This window comes from Protofrankia sp. CiP1_Cm_nod1 (assembly GCF_920888515.1).
In the GTDB taxonomy this organism is placed as follows: Bacteria; Actinomycetota; Actinomycetes; order Frankiales; family Frankiaceae; genus Protofrankia.
Map to the genome: position 1 here is coordinate 1 of NZ_CAKKTM010000227.1, position 2,194 is coordinate 2,194.

A 2,194-nucleotide genomic window follows, 5' to 3' on the forward strand; every position below is an offset into this window, starting at 1 on the left:
GCCCGGGAACCGTCCGCGGGCCGGCATCCAGCGGCCCGCGGGCCGGCGGACGGCCAGAGCCAGAGCCAGAGCCAGGGCCGGGGCCAGGGCTGGGCGACACCGGACCGCTCGCCCTGACACCGGCGGACGAACCGGGCCGGCGCGGGGCCCCACCCGGCCACCAGCTCCTCGAGCCCGACCGGGACGGCGCGTTCGACGAGATCGCGACGCTGGCCGCCCGCCTGTGTGCCACGCCCGCGGCGTTCGTCGCCTTCCGGGGCGCCGACCGGCAGTGGCGCCGGGCATGCTACGGATCGACCGCCACCGAACTGCCCCAGGAGGCCCTCCTCGGCCTGGACGCACCGGCCGGGCCCGCCGCCGTGGTGGAGATCCCCGACATCGCCGGCGACCCCCGTTTCGCGCGGCTGGCCGCGCTCGGCCCGAGCAGCCCGTTCCGGTTCTACGCGGCGGCGCCGATCCGTACCCCGGACCACGCGGTGATCGGCCATGTCGCGGTGCTCGACCGTGTCGCGCGTGCCCTCACCCCCGGGCAGAAGGAGTCCCTGGCCGCGCTGGGACGGCAGAGCGCGCACCTGCTGGCGGCCCGGCGGGCCGTGTGCATGGCCGACCAGGTCACCGCCGCGCTGGGCGCGCTCGACCAGTTCTGGTACCCGGACCATCTCGACCCGGCGGTGTCGATGGTCGCCGAGGTCTCCCGGAACCTGCTCGACGCGGACGCGGTCAGCCTGCTGCTCGCGGACATGCCCGGCTCGACGGTGTTCCACGTGGCCGCGTCCGCCACGAGACCGGACGAGGACACCATGATCTCCTCCGGGGCCCGCTTCACGGAAAGTGACGAGACCGGTATCGGTACCGTGCTGCGCACCCGGGCACCGGTCTTCTTCCCGGACGTGTCGACGTCACGGCCGTTCCCGCACCGGGTCGTCCGCCGGCCCCGCATCGCCTCGGCGCTGCTGGTGCCGATCCCCGGTGAGGGCGGCCTGATCGGCCTGGTCGCGGCGTGCTGGGCGGCGACGCGCACCCGGGTCGACCAGGCGGGGCTGCGCGCGGTCACCCTGCTCGGCGGGCAGGCCGGCCACACCCTCGCGCGGCTGCGCACGGCCCAGGTCCGCGTCCGGGAGATCGGTGTCGACCCGGCCACCGGCCTGACCAGCCGGGACCGTTTCCTGACCGTCCTGCAGGGCCTGCCGGCGGGAACCGCCGTCTGCCTCTTCGGGCTGCCGGACCATCGGCAGCCGGACCAGCGGCCAGGGGATCAGCGGCAGGGTGAGGCCCCCGTCCGCGCCGACGAGTACGTCCTGCGGCACTTCGCCGCCGGGCTGCGGGCGGCCGCCGGCTCCGGGGTGGAGCTCGCCCGCTGGTCGCACAACCGGTTCGTGGCGGCCCTGCCCGCGGACAGCCAGCTCGAGCCGGACGCCCTGCTCGCCCGGCTGCGGACCGACGGGGACGTCGCCGCGACGGCACCGTTCGCGGTCGGGGTCGCGACCACCCGTCCCGATCAGCCGCCCAGCGCCGCGCTATGGGACGCCGAGGGGTCGCTGCGCGACGCCCTGCGCGCCACCACCGCGACGACGGGACGGACGGGCCCCGTGCCCCGCAACGGCACCGGCCACGACCACGCCGGCCGGGACGTCGCTGATCGGGACGTCGCCGGTCAGAACAGTGCCGGTCAGGGCAGCGCCAGCCGGAACGCTGCGGAGCGCAACGATCCCGGGGACGGCGGCCACGACCGTGCCGGCGCGCGGGCCTGACCGGCCCTGACCGGCCCTGACCGGCCCTGACCGGCCCTGACCGGCCCTGACCGGCCCTGACCGGCCGGTCAGGGCCCGGCTCCCCGTGGGCGGCGCCGGGCGGTCTACGCCTTCCCGCGGCGGCGTTGCGCGGCCGCGACCACCACGTCGGCGGCCAGCAGCAGGATCGCGATCCAGGAGACCGTTGCGATCTTGTCGAATGCCTGGACCCACTCCCCGTTGACCGGCAGATGGTGGCGGAGCTGCACCTGGACGACGTATCCCACGCTGACCAGGAGCAGGCCGGCCGGGGCGGCCCGCAGCAGCAGCCGGCCACGCGGCAGCACCAGGGCGGCCAGCGTGCTCACCCCGGTGACGACGCTCGCGACCGGATTGACCAGCGCCAGCGCGGCCAGGGCCACCGCGGCGGCCAGCGCGAGCGCGACCGGGACGGGGACCCGCGC

At 76.8% G+C, this 2,194-nt stretch carries 2 protein-coding genes; one reads left to right on the top strand and one right to left on the bottom strand.

Going from position 1 to position 2,194, the window contains the following annotated elements; genetic code table 11:
* On the top strand, positions 1-1,751 hold a 1,751-nt coding region (locus NBX02_RS10510), incomplete at its 5' end, for a GAF domain-containing protein (RefSeq protein WP_250291158.1).
* A gap of 104 nt (positions 1,752-1,855) precedes the next feature.
* On the opposite strand, the gene NBX02_RS10515 is transcribed toward NBX02_RS10510, so the two are convergent.
* Positions 1,856-2,194, bottom strand: a 339-nt coding sequence (locus NBX02_RS10515; RefSeq protein WP_250291159.1) for a hypothetical protein, incomplete at its 5' end; no start/stop codon positions are given.